This window comes from Silvimonas soli (assembly GCF_030035605.1).
In the GTDB taxonomy this organism is placed as follows: Bacteria; Pseudomonadota; Gammaproteobacteria; order Burkholderiales; family Chitinibacteraceae; genus Silvimonas; species Silvimonas soli.
In genome coordinates, this window is the sequence record NZ_CP106736.1 from 1452150 (window position 1) to 1473572 (window position 21423).

Consider the following 21423-nt stretch of genomic DNA (forward strand, 5'->3'; position numbering starts at 1 on the left):
AATGCTTGCGGATACCGACGTGGTGGATTCCATTGAGATTGGATTTACAGTTCGCTGGCACCGGCAGCGGCCTGGCAAACGTAGGTTGTCGCGGGCAAACCGTTGGCATTACGATAGCTTGCAGCTACAGCCACGCGAACTGGTTCCACCAAGGCATGCGGCACCAGCGCGACCACGCAACCGCCAAAGCCGCCTCCCGTCATGCGCACGCCACCAGCCTCACCGATCACGCTTTTTACCGTGTCTACCAATTGATCAATCAGCGGTACGGTAATTTCAAAATCGTCCCGCATCGAGGCGTGCGATTCAGCCATCAACCTGGCAAGCAATGGCACGTCACCAGTGCTGAGCGCGGCGGCGGCATCCAGCGTGCGCTGGTTTTCGGTGACGATATGGCGCGCACGGCGGAACACCACCGGGTCCAGCTGAGCCTGCGCGGCCAGCAGTTGCGGCAACGTCACATCGCGCAACGCTTTTACGCCAAAGAATTTTGCGGCAGTTTCGCACTGCTGCCGACGCAGGTTGTATTCGCTACCAACCAGCCCGCGCTGAATATTGGAGTTCAGAATCAGCACCGATAAATCATCCGGCATCGCTACCGATTGGGTTTGCAGCGACCGGCAATCAATCAGCAAGGCGTGGCCCACCTCGCCTGAGGCCGAAATCAGCTGGTCCATAATCCCGCAGTGGCAACCGACAAATTCGTTTTCCGCCTTCTGCGCATTCAGCGCGTTTTGCGTGGGCGTCAGTTCAAGCTGATAGGTCGTTTTGATGGCCTGCCCCACCGCCACCATCAGTGAAGCAGACGAACTCAGCCCGGCGCCTTGCGGGATATCGCCACTGATCACCATGTCGATGCCGCCAAACACCAGCCCCTGCTTTTGCAGATACAGGATCGCGCCACGCACATAAGTGGCCCACAAAGCGTCGGGGTGCGGCACTACCGACTCGTCCAGCGAGAAAATATCGGCCTGGTTGGCATAATCGGCCGCCACCACACGCACGGTGCGATCTTTGCGGGGCGAACAGGCAATCGCTGTGAAATGGTTAATGGCGCACGGCAACACAAAGCCATCGTTGTAATCGGTATGTTCGCCGATCAAATTGACGCGGCCGGGCGCTTGAATAATGTGCTGCGGCAGCACGCCAAAGGTTTCAATAAACATTGCGTTTACGCGGTAGTCCGGGCCAGACATCACAACCCCTTTGTATTTTGCAAATAATGCACTTCGGATAATTGTTGCAGCCGTTCAGCCGCTTGCTCTGGGGTAATGTCGCGCTGGGTTTCGGCCATCATTTCATAGCCGACCATAAACTTGCGCACCGAGGCCGAACGCAGCAGCGGCGGATAGAAATGCGCGTGCAACTGCCAATGCTGGCCATCGTTGGCAGCGTGTGACGGTGCACCATGCCAGCCCATCGAATACGGAAACGAGGTGTTAAACAGATTGTCGTAACGCGTGGTCAGCTTTTTGATCACCACTGCCAAGTCCAGCTTTTGCGCCTCGTCCAGTTTGTCCAGATGCGTCACATGCGCTTTGGGCAACAGCAGCGTTTCAAATGGCCAGGATGCCCAATACGGCACCACGGCGATCCAGTGTTCGGTTTCTACTACCGTGCGGCCGCCATCGGCCTGCTCGCGCCGGGCGTAGTCGAGCAGCATGGGCGAACCGTGTTCGGCAAACCACGCGGCCTGGTGTTCATCTTCCAGCGCTACTTCGGTCGGCACAAAGTTGCTGGCCCACAATTGGCCATGCGGATGCGGATTGGAACACCCCATTGCCGCACCCTTGTTCTCGAAAACTTGCACCCATTCCCAGTCAGCCGAGAGTTCGCTGACCTGTTCGCACCACACGTCCACCACGTGCCCGAGCGCTTCGAGCGATAACTCCGGCAGCGTTTTGCTGTGATCGGGCGAGAAGCAAATAACGCGGGCGAGGCCTTGTGCGGCACCAGCCTGAAACAGCGGGTCCTGGTTAGCCGGGGGCGCCGGAGTGTCTGCCAGCAGCGCGGCAAAGTCGTTGGCGAACACCCAGGTGTTTTGGTAGTCCGGATTGCGCTCGCCGGTCACCCGATCATTGCCAGGGCACAAGAAACAAGTCGGATCATGTTTAGGCCGAGCCTCAGTGGCTGGCGCATCCAGCGCGCCCTGCCACGGCCGTTTGGCGCGATGCGGCGACACCAGAACCCAACGCCCGGTCAGCGGGTTATAGCGGCGATGCGGGTGATCTACGGGGTTGAACATCTGTACTCCTGAAGCTTTTATTAACCCTTGCGACCGGTTTCCCGGATGGATTGGCAAGGGCCGCAGAATTTTTGTTTGCACCGGCAAACAGCAGCGCGGATGGGCATTGTAGCGCCTAACGCTCAATCATAGATATTATTACTAATAAATTAGTTGTCGTCAGCGGATATCAAAACGTCCGTTCAAACTGGCACACCCGCATGACACCTGGCCGCTTGTGATAGATTGCTGCGATTGTTCATGCATGGCAAAACCTGATGAGTCTTTCACTCAAGAATGTCCGCTACTTCATTGCCGTGGCCGAGCCGTCATGTTCGCGCTGAAAACATTCCTGCTGTTTGCCCTGACTGCCCTGGCGGAAATCGTCGGTTGTTATCTGCCATGGTTATGGCTGCGCAAAGATGCGCCGATATGGTTATTGATCCCCGCCGCGTTCAGCCTGGCCTTGTTTGCATGGCTGCTGACCTTGCATCCGGCGGGCGCGGGCAGGACTTATGCTGCCTATGGCGGGGTGTATGTGGCAGCTGCCCTTGGCTGGATGTGGGCCGTAGAAGGTGTGCGGCCGGACCGTTGGGATTGCCTTGGTGCAGCAGTTACGCTGCTGGGGATGGCAATTATTTTCTTTGCGCCACGTGGGGCGTAAACCGCAACCGGATCAATTGTGCCGATGCGGGTGCATGTGCTCATGCTGGCAGGTGGCGCCGGTTGCCTGGCATTCATTGCAAAACGCTTTGACTTCCAGATGCTGAGGCACCGCGCCAAAGCCGTTTTCGCCCAACAAGCGGGTAAAGAAGAACTCGCAATCGTCGCCGCGCGCCTCGGCGACCTTGCCGCAACACGGGCAGATGATAAACAACGTCTGCGCCGCATGATCGTGCTGCTGGCAGGCAACGTAGCCATTGACCACTTCCAGCCGGTGCACCAGTCCTTCAGTTTCCAGAAATTCCAGCGCGCGATAGATGGTGGGCGGGGTGAGTGATGCAATGCCCGGGCGCAACGCTTCGAGCAAATCGTAGGCTTTGCTGTAGCCGGGTTGATCGGCAATGCGCTCCAGCACTTGCCGCCGGATAGTGGTCAAGCGAGTGCCATGCTCGCGGCAGCGATCTTCAGCGTAATCGAGAAATTCTTGTGTATTCATAGGCCTGCATTGGGGTGACAGCAGGCACAAGCAGTGCCCGCATGGGCTTGATTCTAACCCATCTAGTGGCCCACGACTGCGCTGGCGTACTCCGGTCATGGCGTTTCCCGGTCTATGCAGCCAAGAAAAAACGGCGCCTGTTGCGCCGTCTTTGGTCACCACTGCGCGCAGCGGTTTACTGCAATGGAATCACTTTGACGTCTGCATCCGCAGCAGCCGGTGCCGGAGTGGCGCTGGCCGGGCAATTTGCGCCAGCTTGGTTGCAGTTGACCAGAGTGAAGATATTCCAGTTGCGCGTTGCATCTTTAACCCGACCGCTGGCCCGCTGTATCTCACCAGTAGCAGGCGTATAGGCGATGCTCGATTGCTCGACAAACTGGATGCTGCCCTGTTTGGATGCCAGTTCCTGGCGTACTTTGATATCAAACCGCATGTCCTGCCCTGGCGGCACCAACCCTTGCGGCATGGCATGAAAACGCATTTGTGCCGGACCAGCGTCGTAGCCGTTCTTGCCGGTAAAGGTAATCACTTGCTCATTCTTCCAGTCTGGCTTGTCGCCCAGCACCTTCGGAAACATGGTCGGGGCCTGCATCGCCGAACGCGGGCCATCCAGCAAAAAAGTGGCGCAATCGTCGTCCGCCTGCCAACTCCAGTAACTACCGAGATCAACCTTGTGCAAGGTGATATAGCGGGTCGGGGCGGACTGGCCCGATACGGCGATATCACACTTCAAATGCTGATCACCCTCGGCGGCCCAGACGTGGGACAACGGCAACAATGCAAGCATTGCAATAAGGGGCAGATGGCGGGCGGTCATGACTTTTCCTTGTTATGGGGTGAGCTGGTTTTGCGCATTCTAGCCAGGCCCGGCGCACTTTGTGCAAACCGCAGCGCTGGTGTTTTTACAGGGCCGTGGCCCGTTTCGGCACAAATGTGAATGAAAGCCCTTTGAAAGACAATGGGATATCGCTAGACTGCCCGTTCGATCTTGATCCGGATCGAAGCACGCTCCGGACATCAATGGCAGGCGTTGCTATCAACAACCGGCGCAGCCGCAGCAATCAAAACAGGACAGCATGATCAATCCCAACAACAAACCCGTCGGCGTGGTGGATGACGTCGAAGCCCTGCGCATTGTTTCCGATGCCGTTCTCAAACTGTGGGACACCGTGGATGACCTCTCCCGCCTGCGCCCGGCTCACACTGATCAATACCACGTCACCATTTTTGGCTCGGCCCGCATTCAGGAAGACACGCCATCGTACGAAGCGGTGAAACAGTTGGCATCGCAACTGGCGGCAATGGGTTGTCGCATTGTTACCGGCGGCGGCCCTGGCCTGATGCAAGCGGCCAACGAAGGCGCGCGCCAGGCCAAGCCCGATGATCCGGAAGCCTCCGTTGGCATCCGCGTTGATCTGGATTTCGAACAACACGTGAATGACTTCGTGGGCCGCGTGTACGAGCACAAGACATTTTTCTCGCGCCTGCATCACTTCGTCGCCCGTTCCAACGCCTTCATCGTGACTGAAGGCGGCGTGGGGACGCTGCTGGAATTGTCGATGATCTGGCAGCTACTTCAAGTGCGCAAACTGTATGACACCCCGCTAATTCTCATCGGCGACATGTGGCACGGTCTGGTCGATTGGGCGCAGTTGAACATGGTGGACAACGGCGCTGCCCTGGCCAGCCCGCGTGATATGCAGATTCCGGTGGTGGTGGACAGCATTGAAGACGCCGTGCAGTTGATTCGTGAGCATCACGCCAAGTGGCTGGATGTGGGCAAGTCGCTGGAGCCGGTGACGGCGCGGCCATAAATCGCAAATAGAGTCGTAGCCCGGATGAGGCGTGAGCGAGAATCCGGGGTTGCGATGTCTCAATGAGCCACCGCGTTGGTCCTTCCCCATGCCGCGCCCCGGATTCTCACTTCGTTTCATCCGGGCTACGAATATTGCCTGCAGCACCAGAAAAAAACGGCCGCGAAATCAAATTCGCGACCGTTTTTTTACGTGCGGGTGATCCGCACACCAAGACTGCTTGCTGAGAGTTACATCTCTTCCAGCACATCAATCCCGAGCAAGCCCAAACCGGTCGACAAGGTTCTGGCCGTAGCCGCGCACAAGCGCAGACGACTGGCGCGAGTGGCGCCTTCGGATTTGAGCACCGGGCACGCATCGTAAAAACGCGAGAAGCGTGTCGCCAGCTGATAGAGATAAGCGCACAAGAAGTGTGGCGCGGTTTCGGCAGCCACTTGCTGCAGCAGTTCCGGGAATTGCGCCAGAGCCAGCGCCAGCGCGTGTTCGGCGGGTTCGGCCAGATGCAGTTCGGCGTTGGCATCTACCGTACCAGCCTGGCGGAAGATACTGGCGATCCGGGTGTAGGCATATTGCAGATACGGCGCGGTGTTGCCTTCAAAGCTGAGCATGCTTTCCCAGTCGAACACATAGTCGCTGGTGCGATGCTTGGCCAGATCGGCGTATTTGACGGCACCAATCCCCACTGTGCGGGCGATCTGGCGGCGGGTGGCTTCAGCCAGGTCCGGGTTCTTGCTGGTCACCAAGTCAAACGCGCGGCTTTCTGCTTCTTCCAGCAATTCAACCAGTTTGACCGTGCCGCCGGAGCGGGTTTTGAAGGGTTTGTTGTCCTTGCCCATCATTGTGCCGAACGGCACGTGTTCCAGCACGATATCGTCGCGCACGAACCCGGCTTTGCGCGCCACGGTAAACACTTGCTGGAAATGCAGACCCTGGCGAGCGTCCACCACGTACAACACGCGGTCCGCATGCAGCACATGGTCGCGATAACGCGCGGCCGCCAGATCGGTGGTGGAGTACAGATAACCACCATCGTTCTTTTGCACGATATACGCCGCGGGCTCGCCTTCCTTGTTGCGGAATTCGTCGAGGAACACCACTTGTGCACCCTGGCTTTCGGTCAGCAAACCCTTGGTACGCAGGTCAGTCACCACTTGCGCCAGATCGTCGTTATAGGCCGACTCGCCCATTACGTCGTCGTCGGTCAGCTTTACGCCCAGCTGTTTGTAAACCGCATTGCAATGCGCCAGTGAAATCTCGCGAAAGCGCTCCCACAACGCCAGCACACGCGTGTCGCCCGCTTGCAGGCGGACCACGTAATCACGTGCGGTATCCGCAAAGGCTGGGTCTTCATCGAAGCGGGTTTTGGCTTCGCGGTAGAAGGTTTCCAGATCATGCAGTGCGATTTCAGCCGGTTTGCTGGTTTCCTGTTCAAACAGGTATGCAGTCAGCATGCCGAATTGCGTGCCCCAGTCACCCACGTGATTCTGGCGGATAACCTTGTTGCCCATGAACTCGAACACCCGCGCCAGCGCGTCGCCAATGATGGTCGAACGCAAATGGCCGACGTGCATTTCTTTGGCCAGATTGGGGGACGACAAATCCACCACCACGGTTGCGGCGTGTGCAACGCCAGCGCCCAGGCGCAGGTCTTGTTGCCCGGCGATCACACGTTGGGCGAGGAATTCATCAGCCAGGGTGACGTTGATAAAACCAGGGCCGGCGATGTCCAGTTTGCTGGCAATGCCACGCAGATCCAGATGCTCCAGCACACGTGTGGCCAGCTCTCGCGGGTTCGCTTTTTGTGCCTTGGCGACGGCCATGACGCCGTTGATTTGATAGTCGCCAAATTCCGGCTTGGAGGCCGGCTGCACTGCCGGGTTTGCGTCCGGCACGCCAATGGCGGCGAACGCAGCACTGGCACGCTGCGCGATAAGCTGAAGCAAGGTCATTTACTGGTATCCGGGAAAAATAGAATCGCAAAACGCGTATTGTAGCAAACATGAAGCCATCAGCCGCGCCATGCAGGCTACGGCAGCCTGGCGGTGAGGTCGTCAGCCTGCCAGCGGGTGTTCGCCTTCCGGCGGGGCCGGTTGCTGGCGCGGCAGCGTAAAGCGAAAGCGCGCGCCACCCTCTTCACGATTGGCGGCAACAATCACCCCGCCATGCGCTTCGACGATTTCCCGACAAATCGCCAGACCCAAGCCAGAACTGCCTGGCGTGTTCAGGCCGCTACCCTGCACAAACTTCTCAAAGATGCGCTCCAGGTCATCTTGGGCAATGGCCGGGCCGTCGTTCTCTACCAGCGTCACCAGCAGATCACCCTCGGCGTAAACCGTCACGGCGATTTCGCCATCTTCCGGACTGAAGCGAATGGCATTGGAGACCAGATTGCGTAGCACCTGCGCCACGCGTGACGCATCGCAATCGAGCAGATCGTCTGGCGGCACGCGTGGCACCAGGCTGATCCGTTTACGGCTGGCCAGTGGCTCAAGTTCAGTGATCACGCCCTCGATAATCCGCCCCAACGCATGTTGCGACAGGTGGTAATCCATCTTGCCCGACTCCAGTTTGGCAATGTCGAGCAGGTCGTTCACCATGCCCAACAAACGCTCACCAGACTGGATGATATTGTCAAAATAACGGCGCAGTTTCTCGGGTTTGGCCGTTTCTGCCTTGTCCTGACCGATGCGGGCAAAGCTGAGAATGGCGTGCATCGGCGTGCGCAATTCATGCGAAATATTCGATACAAACTGGGTTTTGGCCCGATTGGCCGCATTGGCCCGATCCCGCGCACCGCGTAGATCGGCGGTCTGGGCGGCGACGATGTCTTGCAAGTGGTCGCGCGCGTTACGCAGTTCGCCCTCGGTGAGTTTCAGCGCAGTGATATCGCGCACCAGCCACAGCACGTGGGCGTTGTTCTGCTGCGGCAGCGGCAAGATCAGCGCCTCAAACCAGCGCTCACCTTCGACCAGTTCTGCCTCGTATACCATGCGCTGCGCCCGGCCCGATTGCAGCGCGATTTCCAGCGCCATGCGACCACCGTCGATTACGCTGTTGGGCATGGTATGAAAAATCGAGTGCCCGACCGGATCACCTTCAAACAAGCGCGTGGTGTTGCCAAAGGCATCCTGCACAACGCTATTGGCATCCACCACAAAGACCGGATCGGGCAGAATTTGCGACAGCCCGGCCAGGCGCGTGGCGGTGATACGGGCAGTCTCGGCCTCACGCGCCAGGTCTCCGGCCGCCTGGACCAGTTGCCGGTCACGCTCGCCCACGCGGCGCACCATCATTTCAAACCCACGCGCCACCCGGCCAAATTCATCATTGCGCTGAGTGCTTGGCAGCGAAATATCGTAGTTGCCATCAGCCACCCGCGCCTCAGCCACCGCCAGTTCAGACAGCGGCTCGGCCACCAGCTTGCGTAGCACGCTCCACAAAATCAGCAGTTCCACCAGCAACGACAAAGCGCCCAGAATCAGCACATACCGCGCATTGGCGCCGGCAATACTGGATAAACGGGATGACGGATAAACCACGATCAGCCGCCAGTCCGGGCCATGGATGCGCCCTACACCAAGCTGGAACTTGCCATCGGAGGTTTCTACCACCTGGGCGTTCGCGGTCACAGACAGCGCGGTGCGCACAATGCTTTGCAGTTCCGGATCATGCAGATGCGATACATCCAGCTTGCCGCCCGCCAGCTGGATTTCTTTGCCAAGGCGCGGATGGGCAATCAGTTGCCCGTCACTGCGCACGATCACGTTGTAGGTGCCGGCGAGGTGGTCATTCGCGGTGCGATGAACCAGATCATCAATCACGATATCCTGGCCCGCCGTACCCACCCAGCGCCCTTTGTAATCAGCAGGAGTGACGTGGGAGATCATCCATTTGTGCGCGCCATCATCGAAATAGACGGTGGTCCAGAACGGGCGGCGCGAAGGATTACTCTGTGCGGTGGATCGCCACACGGTTTCGTATTCATAGATATTGGTGGCGGGCGAGGTCGACTGGCTCCAGTCCACAAATGGCGCGTAATTGAGCGACATCTGTTCTGGCATATTGATAAAGCTGTCGAGAAAACGATTGGTGGTCAGCGGCCCCCATTCGGTCAACAACTGCCACGCGGTTACAACGCGGCGCTGGAACTCTGGCGTGAGGGGGACATCGTTGCGGATAAACAGCGTGGCTTTGTGCTGGTAGTCACTGACTTCGGGCCGCACCCGCACCACGCCATCTTTACCCGCCGCAAACAGGGCGTTGAACTGGGCTCGCGGGTCGGTATTTTCTGCCAGCGCCAACCGTCGCAGATACTCGTTGGCGATCATTTTTGTTTGCGTTTCCGCCAGCAAAAACTGTTCGCTTTCGCCATCGGCACGCGCTTGCACGTAGTTGCGCAAACCATCCCGCAAGCTGTCTTCCAGGCTGGCATAAAAATGCCAATACGCCGCCAGCGTAATCAACAAAATGACCGCAGCAATACGCAGGCCCATGCGAATGAGGGCGCGACGGGTGAGCGTTGTGCGCACCGGCTGCAGCGGCATTATGTCCTGCCTAAATGAGGGGTTAGGTGGATCAACATTTTTGTTTTGTTTGTAAACCAGGTTGTTATTATTAAAATCGTCTGTACGCGCTGCAAAAGCAACCGCTAATACGCAACAGACACAATGAGATACCTGCGGTCGAGGGGATATCTGGCTCAACCCTGGCCCGAGCTACCTTGCCGCTCCTACTTCTTTTATCGCTGTTTTCACCGGAACAGCCCCCGCCTGTGTTCCGTTTAAAGTCGCCAGCATTTAGTCTCGCTTGAACAGCGCCAGCGCCTGTGACCGTTGCAGGGCATGGTCAACCACGGGCTGCGGATAATCGATCCCCAGCCGCAAACCATTCAAGCTGCGCGCCAGCCATGGCGCATGGATATCCTTGTCACTCAGCGCGGCCAGCTCTGGGCAGTACTTCCGGATAAACCGCCCCTGCGGGTCGAATCTTTCCGATTGCGTGACCGGGTTGAATATCCGGAAATACGGTTGGGCATCGCATCCGGTACTGGCCGCCCACTGCCAACCACCATTATTGGCCGCCAAATCGTAATCAAGCAGTTTTTCCGAGAAATATCGCTCGCCCTTACGCCAGTCCACCAGCAAATCTTTGACCAGAAAACTCGCGACAATCATGCGCAGCCGGTTATGCATGTAGCCGGTGCGATTCAATTGGCGCATGGCCGCATCCACCAGCGGGTAACCGGTGCGCCCGTCGCACCACGCGGCAAACCAGTCCAGGTTATTGGGGAACGGCAGATGGTCGTATTCGGCCTTGAAACTGTGCTCAACCACATCCGGGCGATGCCAGAGAATTTGCTGATAAAACTCGCGCCAGATCAGCTCCGACAACCAGGTTTGCGCGCCCTCTGCGCCCACCGCGTGGGCATAGGCCGCCAGTTCGCGCACCGATACCGTACCAAAGCGCAGATGCGTAGACAGATACGATGGCCCTTTGACGCCCGGGAAATCGCGCGTTTCATGATAACGGTTGATCCGCTGTTTGAAGTCCTCAAACAATGCTTCACCACCACTCATGCCGGGCTGGACCGGTAAATCATCCAGCGCATTGTCATCAAAGCCCAGCGTGGCAAGCTCGGGCAAAGCCTGGCGCGACAATGGCGCCAGATTGTGCAGGTATCGCCGCACCGGATAAGGCTTGAGGAAAAAGTCATCAAGCCGCGCTAGCCAGGCACGTTTGTACGGGGTGAATACGCTAAACATGCCCCCGCTCTGGGTCAGGATTTCCTGCTGTTCAAAGATCACCTGATCCTTGAATGTACGCAATTTGACACCAGTTTCATTTAAAGCGCGGCCCACCGCCTCATCACGGCAGATCGCGGCCGGTTCGTAATCATGATTGGTGTAAACCGCCTGCACTTTGAATTCACGCGCCAGTTGCACGATGGCGTGCGCGGCGTTGGCATGGCGCACCACCAGATCGCTCCCGACTTCCCGCAGCGCGGCCTGCAATTCACGCAAGCTGGCATGAATAAAGGCCACGCGCCGATCATTGACGGGCAACGTATCCAGAATGGCGCGGTCGAACACAAAGACCGGCACGACCTGCTGGTTTTCTTTCAGGGCGTGATACAGCGCCGCGTGATCGAACAAACGCAAATCACGCCTGAACCACAGCAAGGCACGTTGAACCATTGATACTTTTCCAGGACGAATGCGGGCTATTCTACGAGAGGCAAGGCGCTTTCAGTACGTTGTCATGAAAAACTGCATGGCGCGCCCCGGCGCACCGTTACGAAGCTGCTTTATGCGATAATCGGAAACATGAACATGAACCTTTCGCGCCACTTCCTGATTGCCATGCCTAATCTGGTTGATCCGGTTTTTGAACGCACTCTCGCCTACATTTGCGACCACAACGACCGTGGCGCAATGGGCGTGATCGTCAACCGGCCCCTGGGTATGCCTTTATCCGCCTTGTTTGAACAAATCGACGTTGAGCTGCATCGTCCGGATGTCATTGAACTGCCGGTATATTTTGGCGGCCCGGTGCAGACCGATCGCGGCTTTGTGCTGCACCAGCCGTTGGGCGAATGGCAGTCCACTTTGACGGTGTCTGACGAAATCGGCCTGACCACCTCCAAAGACATTCTGCTGGCGGTGGGCGAAGGCGCTGGCCCGGAACAATTGTTTGTCACTCTCGGCTACGCTGGCTGGGAAGCTGGCCAGCTGGAAAACGAAATCGGCCAGAATGCGTGGATTTCGGTACAGGCTGATCCAAAAATCATTTTCGATTTGCCGGCGGAAGAACGCTACGAAGCCGCACTGGCGCTGATGGGCATTGATATCGCCATGCTCAGTAAAGAAGCTGGCCACGCCTGATGTTCCCGTTACCTGCTGAGTTTTACCCTGCCCCCCTTTGCACAGGGGGGTCTTTGTATCTACCTGCTGCCCGTGGAGTTCTGTGATGAGTAGCGCCCTGGCCTTTGATTTTGGCGAAGCGCGGATTGGCGTAGCCATTGGCTCGACCGAACTGGGCATCCCGCACCCGGTTTGCACCATTGCCGCCATCGACAACGACACCCGCTTTGCCCGCATCGCCGCGCTGATCAAGGAATGGCAGCCCGATACCCTGGTCGTGGGCATGCCGCTATCCATGGATGGCACACCGCACAAGATGAGCCAGCTGGCGCGCAAATTCGGCCAGCGTTTGCATGGTCGCTTTCAGTTACCGGTGGTGTATGTGGATGAGCGCCTCAGTTCTGCGGCGGCATCCGATGCGCTCAATGAAACCGGTGTACGCGGGCGCAAACAGAAACCGGCGCTGGATCAGGTGGCGGCCATGCAGATTCTGCAAGGCTGGTTTGATGGGGCCCTCATCGAACCGCCCGCTGATCCGGCCCGCGCGGCCAGCCCGGACGCCGCGCCCGACACTGAATAATCAGCATTTCGATCGTCCAGCAATTATCATAATCGCCATTCCCGGCTGACTTGCCGCCAGCCAGCACTCCGCTTACGTTTTCTCAGGACAATCTCGCGCATGCTCAACCCGCAACTGAACGCCAACAAAGAGCTGATCCACTTGCTCACCACTGAAGGATTGCCGCGCGCCATCCTGACGCAAATTCTGGATCGCGCTGCGACCTACGTGGCCGAAATGGAAAGCGGCAACAAGAAGTTTCCGGCGCTGGCGGGCAAGTCGGTGTTCAATCTGTTCTTCGAGAACTCCACCCGTACCCGCACCACATTCGAGATCGCCGCCAAGCGCTTGTCGGCGGATGTGATCAACCTGAACGTGAACGCCTCGTCCACCACCAAGGGTGAAACGCTGCTCGATACCATCCACAATCTGGAAGCAATGGGTGCGGATATGTTCGTGGTGCGCCATGCGCAGTCGGGCGCTGCACATTTGATCTCGCAGCACGTGAAGCCGGGCATTGCCATCGTCAACGCTGGTGACGGCCGCCACGCGCATCCCACGCAAGCGCTGCTGGACATGTACACCATCCGTCATTTCAAAGGCGACTTCACCGGCCTGCGCGTGGCCATTGTCGGCGATGTGCTGCATTCACGCGTGGCCCGCTCGCAGATTCATGCGCTCAGCACGCTGGGTTGCCCGGAAATCCGCGTCATCGCCCCCAAAACCTTGCTGCCCATTGGTGTGGAACATCTGGGCGTGCATGTTTATCACGATATGGCCGAAGGCCTGAAAGACGTGGATGTGGTCGCCATGCTGCGCTTGCAGAACGAACGCATGAGCGGCGCGTTTCTGCCGTCGACCCAGGAATTCTTCAAATATTACGGGCTGACTCCAGAAAAGCTAGCGCTGGCCAAACCCGACGCCATCGTGATGCATCCAGGCCCGATGAACCGCGGTGTGGAGATTGACTCCGCCGTAGCCGACGGCGCGCAAGCGGTGATTCTGCCGCAAGTGACTTTTGGCATCGCCGTGCGTATGGCAGTGATGGCTTTGGTCGCCGAAAACCAGGCCCGTCGCGTTTGAGCCGCAACACCGGATAAAGCTAAGGAAAAACAATGAAAAAAATCGCAATCCGTAATGGCCGCCTGGTAGACCCTGCACACGGCACCGACAAAATCGCTGATCTGTTCCTGGCTGACGGCAGCATCATCGCGGTTGGCGCCGCCCCGGCGGGCTTTACTGCGGACGAAACCATCGATGCCACTGGCCTGATGGTGATGCCCGGCCTGGTTGATCTGGCCGCTCGCTTGCGTGAACCGGGCTTTGAATACCGCGCCACGCTGGCATCGGAAATGGCTGCCGCCGTCGCGGGCGGCGTGACCAGCATCGTCTGCCCGCCCGATACCGATCCGCCACTGGACGAGCCTGGCCTGGTGACCATGCTGCGCCAACGCGCGCGCCATCTTGATCTGGCCCGTTTGTACCCTGTAGGCGCCCTCACCCGCGCCCTGGCGGGAAAAGACCTGACCGAAATGGCCGAGCTGCGTGACGCCGGTTGCGTGGCGTTCTCGCAAGGCGATCATCCGATTGGCGACTTGCAAGTGCTGTACCGCGCCATGCAATACGCCGCCACCTTCAATATCGGCCTGCGCTTGCGGGCGCAAGATGCCACGCTGGCGGGTAATGGCGTGGCGCATGATGGCGAATATGCCTCGCGCCTTGGGTTGACCGGCATTCCGGTCATCGCCGAGACAGTCGCCATTGCCACCATTCTGGAACTGATGCGCGCGACCGGTGCCAAGGTGCATCTCTGCCGCGTTTCCAGCGCCGCCGGTCTGGCCATGGTGCGCGCCGCCAAGCGTGAAGGTCTGCCGCTGACTTGCGATGTATCGATCAACCACGTGCATCTGGCCGATATCGATATTGGCTACTTTGACAGCAACTACCGCTTCAACCCGCCGCTACGCAGCATCCGCGACCGTGAAGCGATCCAGACCGGTTTGTTCGATGGCACCATTGACGTAATCTGCTCCGATCACAGCCCGGTCGACGAAGATGCCAAACTGCTACCCTTTGCCGAAGCCGAACCCGGCGCGACCGGGCTGGAATTGCTGCTGCCATTGACCCTGGCTTGGGCTGAAAAAGCACACGTACCACTAACCATGGCACTGACCAAAATCACCAGCGCTCCGGCCAGCATGCTCGGCTTTACCGCCGGACTCACCGCAGGCTGCCGCGCCGATCTGGCACTGGTCGACCCGCAAGCGACATGGCGCGTCACGTCAGACGTCCTCAAAAGCCAGGGCAAGAACACGCCGTTCACCGGTTATGAAATGCGTGGGAAGGTGATGTACACCCTGGTGAAGGGCAAGCTGGTTTATTCCGCTCACGCCTGAAACAAACGGCTCGTTACGATAAGCCCGTCAACAAAAAGCCCGGAAAAATCATCCGGGCTTTTTGTTTCAAAAGACTGTGCGCGCTGGCTACAGAGCTTTGATTTTGCCGATGAAATCGCGATACGGGCCTTTGATGTCTTCAAACAAAGGATGATCGCGGTTCAGCAACATCACTTCACCCAGCAGCTTTAAACCCAGCGCCAATGAGGCCGAGGTATCTGCGTCAAAGGCCTGCTTGCCCTGAATCCGCTCGATAATGGCAAACAAGTCATCATGATTGGTGGCCGCGAACGATAGCGGCGTTTCATGCACCGGCTCACCCGGTTTGGATGGTGCAATATGTTCGAGGGTGACGCGATATTGATGCGAGCGCATGGCTGGATTCCTGGGAAGTTATCTCATTCAAATGAGAACAACTCTCAAATAATCAAGTCCACCAAAAGAAAAACGCAGGCAAGCCTGCGTTTTTTTATTTCCACCTGACCAATAACCTCAAGCCAGTTTTTTCTTCAGCAATTCAGTCAATACGCCCGGATTACCCTTGCCCTTGCTGGCCTTCATGCATTGGCCAACCAGCGCGTTCAGGGCTTTCTCTTTGCCGGACTTGAACTCTTCCACCGACTTGGCGTTGTTGGCGATGACTTCATCGACAATCGCTTCCAGCGCGCCGGTGTCGGTTTCCTGCTTCAGACCATCGCGCTCGATGATGGTGTCGGCGGCATCACCGGTTTCCCACATCTTCTTGAGCACGTCTTTGGCGGTTTTGTTGTTGATGGTGCTATCCGAAACGCGCTTGATCAACGCCGCCAGCGCTTGCGGGTTCACCGGTGACTGGCTGATGTCTTTCTCTTCGCGGTTCAGCGTGGCGGAGATATCACCCATCAGCCAGTTGGCCGCCAGCTTGGCATCGGCACCGGCAGCAACGGTCGCTTCAAAGAATGCGGCCAGGTCTTTGCTAGCGGTGAGCGTGCCGGCGTCATAGGCGGAAATGCCGTACTGCTGCGAGAAGCGTGCCTGCATGGCTTCCGGCAGTTCTGGCAATTCGCTACGCACGCGTTCGATCCACTCTTCCGAAATCACCAACGGCGGCAGATCCGGATCGGGGAAGTAACGGTAATCGTGCGCGTCTTCCTTGCTACGCATCATGCGGGTTTCGCCGGTGTCCGGGTCGAACAGCACGGTGGCTTGCTGGATTTTGCCGCCATCTTCAATGGTTTCAATCTGCCATTGCACTTCGGCTTTCACGGCTTGCTCAATGAACTTGAAGCTGTTCAGGTTCTTGATCTCGCGGCGAGTGCCAAATTCTTTCTGGCCTTCCGGACGCACGGACACGTTCACGTCACAACGAAAACTGCCTTCCTGCATATTGCCGTCGCAAATGCCGATCCACGTCACCAGGCTGTACAGCGCTTTGGCATACGCCACGGCTTCAGCGGCGGAGCGCATTTCCGGCTCGGAGACGATTTCCAGCAACGGCGTACCAGCACGATTCAAATCGATACCGCTCTGGCCTTGGAAGTCTTCATGCACCGACTTCCCGGCGTCTTCTTCCAGGTGGGCACGCGTCAGATTAATGACCTTGTCGACGCCATCCACGTTAATGGTGATCTGGCCGCCTTCAACCACCGGCAGTTCAAACTGGCTGATCTGGTAGCCCTTGGGCAGATCAGGATAAAAGTAGTTTTTGCGGGCAAACACCGAGCGGCGGTTGACCTTGGCGCCAATGGCCAGGCCAAACTGGATGGCTTTCTCGACCACTGCCTTGTTCATCACCGGCAAGGCACCGGGCAAGGCGATATCGACCACTGCCGTCTGGGTGTTCGGCGCCGCGCCAAATGCGGTGCTGGCGGGCGAGAAAATCTTGGATTTCGTGGTGAGCTGGGTATGGATTTCCAGCCCGATTACTACTTCCCATTTCATGGTCAGTCTCTCTTGTTTAAGCTCTGGCCGCGCGTTGGCGGTACCAGTAACGATATTGCTCGACATAGCCAAAACCTGCGTACAGCTTCACGGCAGCGGCGTTGGCAGCAACCACCTGCAACAAGCCATGCGTGGCGCCGGTTTCGATGCCCCAAGCCAGTAATGAAGCCACCAGACGGCGGCCATAACCTTGGCCGCGCTGCGCCGGGTCGGTGCAGATATCAAACATCAACATGTAACCATGCTGGCGCACGGCAAACCCGCAAGCCACGATCTGACCGTTTTCGACCAGTGCTGCAAAGGTGGTCGGTGCGGCGTACAGCGCCAGCATCCGTTCGGCAATCGCCCGCTGCGCGGCGGTCAAACCGTTGATGCGGGTAAATGCATCCATCCACACCACTTCTGGCTGACGCCACAGTGTTACCGCCTGATCGACGCGGCAATCTACTTCGCGCAGATCAGCGATTTGCACGCTGGAAATATCAATCTGCTCGTAGCCGCGTTTAGCCAGCGTGGCATCCAGTACGGCGTTTTGCGCGGTCAGCTTGAAGATGCTGGGCAAGCCCGCAGCCGCAAACCGTTGCTCGCAATACGCCAGCTTTTCCGGCTCAGCCAGCACGCCTTCATATAACGGCGTCACCGAATTCGCCCGCTTGGTATAACCATCAGCAAAACGTAGCAGCCAGCCATCGAACAGTTCGGTCGAAATGGCGGGCCAGGCGCTTTGCGTAATGCCTTCAAGCAAGGCGATCTGCGTTGTCATTTACAGCGCCGGAGCCTTGGTGTGCCAGTCGGTGACTTGTTGATACTGATGCGCGGCATTCAACAGTTTGGCTTCAGCAAAATAGTTGCCAATCAGCTGCATGCCAATCGGGCGACCATTGGCCGCAAACCCCACCGGGTGGCTAATGCCGGGCAAACCCGCCAGGTTCACGCCCAATGTGTAGATATCGGCCAGATACATGGCGACGGGATCATCCGACTTTTCACCCAGATTCCACGCTGCAGTTGGTGCGACTGGCGCGGCGATCACATCGCATTGCGTCAGGCCACGCTGGAAGTCGTCCGCCAGCAAGCGGCGAATTTTCTGCGCTTGCAGGTAGTAAGCATCGTAATAACCGTGGCTGAGCACATAAGCGCCAGTCAGAATCCGGCGTTTGACTTCCCAGCCAAAACCTTCGGCACGGCTCTTTTCGTACATTTCGGTCAGGCCGTCATACTGCGCCGCACGGTGACCGTAACGCACGCCGTCAAAGCGACTCAGGTTGCTCGATGCCTCAGCCGGGGCGATCACGTAATACGCCGGGATCGCCATGCGCGTGTTCGGCAGCGAAATCTCGACGATGGTTGCGCCCAGCTTTTTGTATTCGGCAATGGCGGCGTCAATAGCACCGGCGACATCTGCAGCCAGCCCTTCGGCAAAGTATTCTTTGGGCAGGCCAATCTTCAAACCGGCCAATGGCTGGTTCAGTTCGCGAGCGTAGTCTTCTTTCGGGCGATCCAGGCTGGTGGCGTCGCGCTCGTCAAAGCCGGACATCACGTTCAGCAGCAGCGCGCAGTCCTCTGCCGATTTGCCGATAGGGCCGCCTTGATCCAGCGAGGAGGCAAACGCCACCATGCCGAAGCGACTAACCACACCGTAAGTCGGCTTGATACCGGTTACGCCGCAGAACGCCGCCGGTTGGCGAATAGAGCCGCCGGTATCGGTCGCGGTAGCAATCGGCGCCAGCCGTGCGGCAACCGCAGCAGCCGAGCCACCGGACGAGCCACCGGGCACGGCCAGTTTGTCCCACGGATTTTTCACCGCGCCAAAAAAGCTGTTCTCGTTGGAAGAGCCCATGGCGAACTCATCCATATTGGTGCGGCCCAGCGTCACCAGACCGGCTTTCTCACACAGTTCGACCACGTGGGCGGAATACGGAGACACAAAGTCCTCCAGCATTTTCGAGCCGCAAGTGGTCAGCCAGCCTTCCTGACAGAAGATATCTTTGTGTGCCAGCGGAATACCGGTCAGCAAACCGGCATTACCGGCAGCGCGCGTGGCATCAGCCGCTTTGGCCTGTGCCAGGGTTTTGTCTTCATCGAGCGTGATGAAGGCATTGAGCTCGCCGTTATAGGCCTTGGCGCGCTTGAGGTATTCACCTGCCAATTCAACGGCAGAAAATTCGCCGGCCGCCAGCGAGGCAGCCAGTTGCTTGATACTTTTTTCAAACATGGTCTGGACCTATCTAATCAAGCTTTCTCGTCAACGTAGCCCATGCCACATTCAACAAGGTCGATCAGGGTGTGGATGACTTTGATATGGATTTCCTGGATGCGGTCTGCATAGCCAAAGTGCGGCACGATGATTTCTACATCGGCCACGCCTTTGAGTTTCCCGCCATCCTTGCCCATCAACAGCAGCACTTTCATGCCGCGAGATTTCGCTTCGTCTACGGCGCGGATGATATTGGCCGAGTTACCGCTGGTGGTAATGCCAACCAGCAGATCGCCTTTCTGACCAAATGCCGCTACGTAGCGGGCAAAAATCTCGTTAAAGCCGTAATCGTTGGCCACGCAGGTAATGTGCGAAGGGTCAGACACGGCCATCGCGGGCAAAGCCGGGCGATCACCGCGATAGCGGCCAGACAGTTCTTCGGCAAAGTGCATAGCGTCGCAGTGCGAGCCGCCATTGCCGCAAGAAATCGCCTTGCCACCGGCCTTGAATGTTTGCACCAGCAAGTCGCCCGCGGCATCGATAGACGCCAGCAAGGCCTCGTCAGCACAGACTTTGGCGAGGACTTCGGCGGCTTCGTTGAAATGTTGCGCTACCCGAGAGACGCTCATTCGAGCACCTTTGGCACCAGATACAAGCCGTTTTCAACGGCAGGAGCAATGGACTGGAAGGCCTCGCGGCGGTTAGCGGCGGTCGCCACATCTTCACGCAGGCGCAAATGCACATCCTGGGCATGAGCCATGGGCTCAATGCCGCTGGTATCTATGGCGCGCATCTCTTCGATTAGTCCGAGGATACGGTTAAGCTGCGTCTGCGTAGCCACCGCCTCGTCGTCGGTCACGGCCACGCGCGCCAGCCGCGCGATGCGCCTTACGTCGTCTAGCGAAAGGGACATGGTATTAGCCTTCATTAACATCAACGCAATAGGGTATCATACCGGCCTTGATTCACCGAAGCGCGCAGGCTACAAGAAGACGCCACTTGACAGTGGCATAGAACAAGCCAGTGAGCCTTATACATCTTGCTTTTCCGCATACCCCAAGCCGGAACTTTTGCCGGTGACAAGTGCCGGATTCGCATAACAAAATTCGCGGCTGCCTGTGAGTGTCACAGGTACCTTTTCCGATAGAACCCGATTTTAGATTGAGAGCACACGATGTTTGGCCTCCTCTCCGGCTATTTTGCCAACGATATTGCCATTGACCTGGGCACTGCCAACACCCTGATTTACATGCAAGGCAAGGGCATTGTGCTCGACGAACCCTCTGTGGTTGCCATTCAGCAAGAAGGCGGCCCATCCGGCAAGAAGACCATTCTCGCCGTTGGTGCAGAAGCCAAAAAAATGCTGGGCCGTACACCGGGCAGCATTACCGCCATCCGCCCGATGAAAGACGGCGTGATTGCCGACTTCACCATCACCGAACAAATGCTCAAGCAGTTCATCAAAAAAGTGAACCCGAGCCGTCTGTTCTCCAGCCCTCCGCGCATCGTGATTTGCGTGCCGTGTGGTTCTACCCAGGTAGAACGCCGCGCCATTCGTGAATCGGCGCTGGGTGCTGGCGCACGCAAGGTTGAACTGATTGAAGAACCGATGGCTGCCGCTATCGGTGCTGATCTGCCAGTTGAAGAAGCTACCGGTTCGATGGTGGTGGATATCGGCGGCGGTACGACCGAAGTGGGCGTGATCTCGCTGGGCGGCATCGTTTATGCATCCAGCGTGCGCGTCGGCGGCGACAAGTTTGACGAGTCGATCATCAATTACATCCGTCGCAACTACGGCATGCTGATTGGTGAAACCACTGCGGAAGAAATCAAGAAGCGCATCGGTTCAGCCTTCCCGGGCGCCGAAGTACGCGAGATGGAAGTCAAAGGCCGCAATCTGGCTGAGGGCATTCCGCGCTCGTTCACCATCTCTTCCAACGAAATTCTGGAAGCGCTGACCGAACCGCTGAACCAGATCGTTTCTGCCGTGAAACAAGCGCTGGAACAAACCCCGCCAGAACTGGGTGCCGACATTGCCGAAAAGGGCATGGTGCTGACCGGCGGTGGCGCATTGCTGCGCGATCTGGATCGTTTGCTGATGGAAGAAACCGGCCTGCCGGTTATCGTTGCCGAAGACCCGCTCACCTGCGTGGTGCGTGGTTCCGGCAAGGCACTGGAAAAGCTCGACAAGGGCGGCGTGGTGATCTTCACCAACGACTGATCGACGGTAATAGTCGTTGGTCTATTGTTCGATTTTCCGGGAAAAGCAGCGGGCTGCCAGTTAACAATGCAGC

20 protein-coding genes are annotated in these 21423 nt (G+C 57.8%); 7 read left to right on the forward strand and 13 right to left on the reverse strand.

Annotated elements, in window-relative coordinates; genetic code table 11:
• Positions 1 to 44: 44 nt before the first annotated feature.
• Positions 45 to 1196: a galactokinase gene (gene galK / locus N7220_RS06630; RefSeq protein ID WP_283150674.1), complete on the reverse strand. Its 1152-nt coding sequence runs from the start codon at positions 1194 to 1196 to the stop codon at positions 45 to 47.
• Complete coding sequence (galT, locus tag N7220_RS06635) at positions 1196 to 2245, reverse strand: galactose-1-phosphate uridylyltransferase (protein WP_283150675.1); 1050 nt, start codon at positions 2243 to 2245, stop codon at positions 1196 to 1198. Before galT ends, galK begins: the two co-directional genes overlap by 1 nt.
• Before the next feature lie 310 nt (positions 2246 to 2555).
• Between galT and N7220_RS06640 the strand changes: the two genes are divergently transcribed.
• Positions 2556 to 2888 carry a YnfA family protein gene (locus tag N7220_RS06640; protein WP_283150676.1) on the forward strand — a complete coding sequence of 111 codons (333 nt, stop codon included), beginning with the start codon at positions 2556 to 2558 and terminating at the stop codon, positions 2886 to 2888.
• A gap of 12 nt (positions 2889 to 2900) precedes the next feature.
• On the opposite strand, the gene N7220_RS06645 is transcribed toward N7220_RS06640, so the two are convergent.
• Together N7220_RS06645 and N7220_RS06650 are read right to left on the reverse strand one after the other, a co-directional pair.
• Positions 2901 to 3383, reverse strand: a complete 483-nt coding sequence (locus tag N7220_RS06645; RefSeq protein ID WP_283150677.1) for a transcriptional repressor — start codon at positions 3381 to 3383, stop codon at positions 2901 to 2903.
• 175 nt (positions 3384 to 3558) lie between these two features.
• Complete coding sequence (locus N7220_RS06650; RefSeq protein WP_283150678.1) at positions 3559 to 4200, reverse strand: hypothetical protein; 642 nt, start codon at positions 4198 to 4200, stop codon at positions 3559 to 3561.
• Between the two features lie 259 nt (positions 4201 to 4459).
• Between N7220_RS06650 and N7220_RS06655 the strand changes: the two genes are divergently transcribed.
• Positions 4460 to 5197 (forward strand): LOG family protein, encoded by a 738-nt coding sequence (locus N7220_RS06655; protein WP_283150679.1) that lies wholly within the window; start codon positions 4460 to 4462, stop codon positions 5195 to 5197.
• 230 nt (positions 5198 to 5427) lie between these two features.
• Here N7220_RS06655 and argS read toward each other — a convergent pair whose 3' ends face one another.
• From argS to N7220_RS06670, 3 genes are all read right to left on the reverse strand, one after another.
• Entirely contained in the window at positions 5428 to 7146 is a 1719-nt protein-coding gene (gene argS / locus N7220_RS06660) for an arginine--tRNA ligase (RefSeq protein ID WP_283150680.1), read from the reverse strand.
• Positions 7147 to 7248: 102 nt separating this feature from the next.
• The gene (locus tag N7220_RS06665) at positions 7249 to 9741 is read right to left on the reverse strand and encodes a sensor histidine kinase (protein WP_283150681.1); all 2493 of its coding nucleotides are present in this window, start codon (positions 9739 to 9741) and stop codon (positions 7249 to 7251) included.
• Positions 9742 to 9993: 252 nt separating this feature from the next.
• On the reverse strand, positions 9994 to 11391 hold the full coding sequence (locus N7220_RS06670) for a cryptochrome/photolyase family protein (RefSeq protein WP_283150682.1): 1398 nt from the start codon (positions 11389 to 11391) through the stop codon (positions 9994 to 9996).
• A 135-nt stretch (positions 11392 to 11526) separates the two neighbouring features.
• Between N7220_RS06670 and N7220_RS06675 the strand changes: the two genes are divergently transcribed.
• The 4 genes from N7220_RS06675 (at position 11527) to N7220_RS06690 (ending at position 15012) form a co-directional block, all read left to right on the forward strand.
• Positions 11527 to 12078, forward strand: a complete 552-nt coding sequence (locus N7220_RS06675; protein ID WP_313790888.1) for a YqgE/AlgH family protein — start codon at positions 11527 to 11529, stop codon at positions 12076 to 12078.
• A gap of 85 nt (positions 12079 to 12163) precedes the next feature.
• On the forward strand, positions 12164 to 12637 hold the full coding sequence (gene ruvX, locus N7220_RS06680) for a Holliday junction resolvase RuvX (RefSeq protein WP_283150684.1): 474 nt from the start codon (positions 12164 to 12166) through the stop codon (positions 12635 to 12637).
• Positions 12638 to 12736: 99 nt separating this feature from the next.
• Entirely contained in the window at positions 12737 to 13699 is a 963-nt protein-coding gene (locus N7220_RS06685) for an aspartate carbamoyltransferase catalytic subunit (protein ID WP_283150685.1), read from the forward strand.
• Positions 13700 to 13731: 32 nt separating this feature from the next.
• Positions 13732 to 15012 (forward strand): dihydroorotase, encoded by a 1281-nt coding sequence (locus tag N7220_RS06690; protein ID WP_283150686.1) that lies wholly within the window; start codon positions 13732 to 13734, stop codon positions 15010 to 15012.
• Between the two features lie 87 nt (positions 15013 to 15099).
• On the opposite strand, the gene N7220_RS06695 is transcribed toward N7220_RS06690, so the two are convergent.
• From N7220_RS06695 to gatC, 6 genes are all read right to left on the reverse strand, one after another.
• Positions 15100 to 15387, reverse strand: coding sequence for a DUF3861 domain-containing protein (locus tag N7220_RS06695; protein ID WP_283150687.1), 288 nt, complete (start codon positions 15385 to 15387; stop codon positions 15100 to 15102).
• A gap of 117 nt (positions 15388 to 15504) precedes the next feature.
• Positions 15505 to 16932 carry an Asp-tRNA(Asn)/Glu-tRNA(Gln) amidotransferase subunit GatB gene (gatB, locus tag N7220_RS06700; RefSeq protein ID WP_283150688.1) on the reverse strand — a complete coding sequence of 476 codons (1428 nt, stop codon included), beginning with the start codon at positions 16930 to 16932 and terminating at the stop codon, positions 15505 to 15507.
• 16 nt (positions 16933 to 16948) lie between these two features.
• Positions 16949 to 17695 carry a GNAT family N-acetyltransferase gene (locus tag N7220_RS06705; protein WP_283150689.1) on the reverse strand — a complete coding sequence of 249 codons (747 nt, stop codon included), beginning with the start codon at positions 17693 to 17695 and terminating at the stop codon, positions 16949 to 16951.
• On the reverse strand, positions 17696 to 19147 hold the full coding sequence (gatA, locus tag N7220_RS06710) for an Asp-tRNA(Asn)/Glu-tRNA(Gln) amidotransferase subunit GatA (protein WP_283150690.1): 1452 nt from the start codon (positions 19145 to 19147) through the stop codon (positions 17696 to 17698).
• Between the two features lie 17 nt (positions 19148 to 19164).
• A complete protein-coding gene (gene lpcA / locus N7220_RS06715; RefSeq protein ID WP_283150691.1) occupies positions 19165 to 19758 on the reverse strand; it encodes a D-sedoheptulose 7-phosphate isomerase in 594 nt (197 codons plus the stop codon).
• A complete protein-coding gene (gene gatC, locus N7220_RS06720) occupies positions 19755 to 20042 on the reverse strand; it encodes an Asp-tRNA(Asn)/Glu-tRNA(Gln) amidotransferase subunit GatC (protein ID WP_283150692.1) in 288 nt (95 codons plus the stop codon). The genes lpcA and gatC overlap by 4 nt, the downstream gene beginning before the upstream one ends.
• A gap of 261 nt (positions 20043 to 20303) precedes the next feature.
• Here gatC and N7220_RS06725 point away from each other — a divergent pair, with 261 nt between their 5' ends.
• The gene (locus tag N7220_RS06725) at positions 20304 to 21350 is read left to right on the forward strand and encodes a rod shape-determining protein (protein WP_184100051.1); all 1047 of its coding nucleotides are present in this window, start codon (positions 20304 to 20306) and stop codon (positions 21348 to 21350) included.
• The last annotated feature ends 73 nt before the right edge of the window (positions 21351 to 21423 follow it).

Coding starts and splice junctions, on each gene's coding strand:
- N7220_RS06690 (WP_283150686.1), top strand. CDS start 13,732: ATGAAAAAAATCGCAATCCGTAATGGCCGCCTGGTAGACCCTGCACAC.
- N7220_RS06665 (WP_283150681.1), bottom strand. CDS start 9,741: ATGCCGCTGCAGCCGGTGCGCACAACGCTCACCCGTCGCGCCCTCATT.
- lpcA (WP_283150691.1), bottom strand. CDS start 19,758: ATGAGCGTCTCTCGGGTAGCGCAACATTTCAACGAAGCCGCCGAAGTC.
- N7220_RS06655 (WP_283150679.1), top strand. CDS start 4,460: ATGATCAATCCCAACAACAAACCCGTCGGCGTGGTGGATGACGTCGAA.
- gatA (WP_283150690.1), bottom strand. CDS start 19,147: ATGTTTGAAAAAAGTATCAAGCAACTGGCTGCCTCGCTGGCGGCCGGC.
- N7220_RS06685 (WP_283150685.1), top strand. CDS start 12,737: ATGCTCAACCCGCAACTGAACGCCAACAAAGAGCTGATCCACTTGCTC.
- N7220_RS06695 (WP_283150687.1), bottom strand. CDS start 15,387: ATGCGCTCGCATCAATATCGCGTCACCCTCGAACATATTGCACCATCC.
- N7220_RS06705 (WP_283150689.1), bottom strand. CDS start 17,695: ATGACAACGCAGATCGCCTTGCTTGAAGGCATTACGCAAAGCGCCTGG.
- gatB (WP_283150688.1), bottom strand. CDS start 16,932: ATGAAATGGGAAGTAGTAATCGGGCTGGAAATCCATACCCAGCTCACC.
- galK (WP_283150674.1), bottom strand. CDS start 1,196: ATGTCTGGCCCGGACTACCGCGTAAACGCAATGTTTATTGAAACCTTT.
- N7220_RS06640 (WP_283150676.1), top strand. CDS start 2,556: ATGTTCGCGCTGAAAACATTCCTGCTGTTTGCCCTGACTGCCCTGGCG.
- galT (WP_283150675.1), bottom strand. CDS start 2,245: ATGTTCAACCCCGTAGATCACCCGCATCGCCGCTATAACCCGCTGACC.
- N7220_RS06650 (WP_283150678.1), bottom strand. CDS start 4,200: ATGACCGCCCGCCATCTGCCCCTTATTGCAATGCTTGCATTGTTGCCG.
- N7220_RS06645 (WP_283150677.1), bottom strand. CDS start 3,383: ATGAATACACAAGAATTTCTCGATTACGCTGAAGATCGCTGCCGCGAG.
- ruvX (WP_283150684.1), top strand. CDS start 12,164: ATGAGTAGCGCCCTGGCCTTTGATTTTGGCGAAGCGCGGATTGGCGTA.
- argS (WP_283150680.1), bottom strand. CDS start 7,146: ATGACCTTGCTTCAGCTTATCGCGCAGCGTGCCAGTGCTGCGTTCGCC.
- gatC (WP_283150692.1), bottom strand. CDS start 20,042: ATGTCCCTTTCGCTAGACGACGTAAGGCGCATCGCGCGGCTGGCGCGC.
- N7220_RS06675 (WP_313790888.1), top strand. CDS start 11,527: ATGAACCTTTCGCGCCACTTCCTGATTGCCATGCCTAATCTGGTTGAT.
- N7220_RS06670 (WP_283150682.1), bottom strand. CDS start 11,391: ATGGTTCAACGTGCCTTGCTGTGGTTCAGGCGTGATTTGCGTTTGTTC.
- N7220_RS06725 (WP_184100051.1), top strand. CDS start 20,304: ATGTTTGGCCTCCTCTCCGGCTATTTTGCCAACGATATTGCCATTGAC.